4 protein-coding genes are annotated in these 2480 nt (G+C 70.3%); 2 read left to right on the top strand and 2 right to left on the bottom strand.

The window, feature by feature from the left end:
- Both VGC47_14960 and VGC47_14955 read right to left on the bottom strand, forming a co-directional pair.
- Positions 1-496, bottom strand: a 496-nt coding sequence (locus tag VGC47_14960; protein ID HEX9856609.1) for a hypothetical protein, incomplete at its 3' end; no start/stop codon positions are given.
- Between the two features lie 115 nt (positions 497-611).
- Positions 612-1214: a calcium-binding protein gene (locus VGC47_14955; protein HEX9856608.1), complete on the bottom strand. Its 603-nt coding sequence runs from the start codon at positions 1212-1214 to the stop codon at positions 612-614.
- 128 nt (positions 1215-1342) lie between these two features.
- On the opposite strand from VGC47_14955, the gene VGC47_14950 reads away from it, so the two are divergent.
- Positions 1343-1966 carry a DNA-3-methyladenine glycosylase 2 family protein gene (locus VGC47_14950; GenBank protein HEX9856607.1) on the top strand — a complete coding sequence of 208 codons (624 nt, stop codon included), beginning with the start codon at positions 1343-1345 and terminating at the stop codon, positions 1964-1966.
- A 421-nt stretch (positions 1967-2387) separates the two neighbouring features.
- Positions 2388-2480 (top strand): NAD(P)-binding protein (locus tag VGC47_14945; GenBank protein HEX9856606.1); only part of this gene is annotated, 93 nt, incomplete at its 3' end.

Here is a 2480-nt window from a genome sequence, read left to right as displayed (position 1 = left end):
CGATCCGCCCGTTGTTCGCCAGATCGATCGACTCTGCTAGCGCCCCGTTCACGGTGCCGGGCCACTCGAGGAGCGAGATCCCGGCGAACTCGACCCAAACCTTGCCCGTGGTACCACCGGACTCGGCAAGAATCTCGACGGTCACGGCCTGGTCGACCGCCGGGTCCACCACGAACGGGCCCGTCGGCGCCGTGTTCGCCAAGCTCTGCGAATCCGAGCTCGTGGTCAGCTGCACATCGCACGTCGCAGATTGCAGGGCGAATGGGATAGCCGGGCCGAGCGTCACGATCATCATGGCGGCAGCCGAGACGACTCGGCGTCCGCCGAGACGTCCCCAAACGGCGCTCACCAGTGCAGCCCCGACCGGCGCGCCGAATGCGAGGTCGCGGTCGAGCGGCCACTGTCCGAATTGCTGAATCAGGACCGCAGCCCCCGCGCCCCAGATGGCACCGCCGATCGCTCCCAGGATCGGGCGCCCCCGCCGCGAAGGTCGCATTGCGCCAGTCATCTCGATTCCGAGACCAAGTCTCGTCCTCAGATACAGCAGATGCGGCTCTCGTTTCTCCGGCGCCCCGGCGGGCACCTCGTCGGCCGGCCCCGCGTCGTGAGCGTCAGTTGCCTTCGCAGCCGAGGCCGTCGTGGTCGGTGTCGAAGCCGTGGGGATCGGGCGCCAGTACGACGAACCCGTCGTACTGCGGGACGTCGGAGCAGTTGAGGTCGGGTGGCGGGGGAGGGATGCAGACGCCTGGGTACGACGGGTCGCACACGTTGGGGTTGCGCACCTCGCACTCCGTCAGCTCGGACGAGCGGCACGTGTCCTCGCCGTCACCACCCCGGGCGTCGTCGAAGCCGGCGCCACCGGACATCGTGTCGTCGCCCTTGCCGCCGAGCAACGCGTCCTTGCCCGCTCCGCCCTTGAGGATGTCGGCGCCGCCGTTGCCATAGACCTCGTCGTGGCCGCCGCCGCCCACGAGGCGGTCGGCGCCGCCGTTCCCGCAGATGAGGTCGTTGCCTGCCTTCCCTTTGATGACGTCCCGGCCGCCCCGGCCGGCGATCACGTCGTCGCCGCTCGTACCGACGATGTCATCGGCGCCTGCGGTGCCGACGATCGTGGCGAGCTCCCCGCCGCAGTGCGGGGCCCGCGCCGACGCTGAGCCGGTGAGGGTCAGCGAGGCGGCGAGGACGAGCAGAGCGATGATCAACTTGCGTTCCATGGATTCCCCCTATGGGCGTCGGGATCGTGCCGTGCCCTCCGGCGCCGACTGTATTGGAAGCCACAGCCCGATCACACCCCCTTGACCTCGGCGCCAGACGAGTCATCTCGCGCTGTAGCGTTCCTGCCGTGCCGACCTCGCTCACCGCCGCCACCGAGCTCCTCGCCGGACGCCATCCGCAGGTGGCGGCCCTTCACGGCGCCCACGGTGCCATCCGCCTCGGGCGCAGGCCGGGCGTCGCCGAGCGCTTCCGCTGGCTGGCCGAGTCGATCGCTTACCAGCAACTCTCGGGGAGGGCGGCAGCCACGATCTGGTCGCGCGTCGAGGACGTCCTCGCCGGGTCCGTGACACCGGAAGCGATCCTCGCAGCGGGGGAGACCCGCCTCCGGTCCGCCGGTCTGTCCGGCGCCAAGGCGGCGTCGCTACTCGACCTGGCGGACCGCACGAGCGACGGGGCCATCGACCTCGCTCGGGTCGGCCGCCTCGCCGACGAGTCGGTGATCGAGCACCTCGTCACCGTGCGTGGGATCGGGCGGTGGACGGCCGAGATGTTCCTGATCTTCGCTCTGCACCGGCTCGACGTCTGGCCCATCGACGACCTCGGCGTGCGCAAGGGCTACGCCAAGGTCTTCGGGCTCGGCATGACGCCGACCGCCAAGGACCTCGCCCCGCTCGGCGACCCGTTTCGGCCCTACCGCACCGTCGTGACGCTGTATTGCTGGCGCGACCTCGAGACGGTTCTGCCCACCTGAGGCCCAACCTCGAGATGGTTCTGCCCACCTGAGGCCCCAACCTTGGGCGTCGTCGACCCATACGCAATCCCCCGGCGAGAGCCGGGGGATCGACGAGGGTCCCGCCAGGGACCGAGTCGAGGGGGCCCAACAGTCAGGGCAACTCGCCGCGCTGCACCCCCTGGGTTTGGCGTGTGGCGCTTTGTTCACCCTGCTCGACCTGACGGCTGCCACGCCGAGCAAGGAAAGGTCGAGCAGGGTGAATCCGGTCCCCCGCCAAGCGGGAGACTGCGTATGCGAGTGGCCGTTGCTCGTGGACCCGACCTCCCTGGGTTCGGCCTGCGGCCTCTCGCCGGGGATCGCGCCGCGGGCTGGGCGGAGGGGGTGGTTCCGTGAGGCCTAGCCTGCTCGGCGGGAGGGGTGCTTGTCGGAGAACTACGACGTGGCGGTTGTCGGGGCGGGGATCATCGGGCTGGCGACTGCGACGGCGATCACGGCGCAGAGCCCGGGCGCTTCCGTCGTCGTGCTCGACAAG

The sequence above is a fragment of the Acidimicrobiia bacterium genome, from assembly GCA_036396535.1.
GTDB lineage: Bacteria > Actinomycetota > Acidimicrobiia > Spongiisociales > UBA5794 > DASWKR01.
The sequence above is the reverse complement of the archived record's forward strand: the minus strand, read 5'-3'. Positions and strand labels throughout refer to the sequence as shown.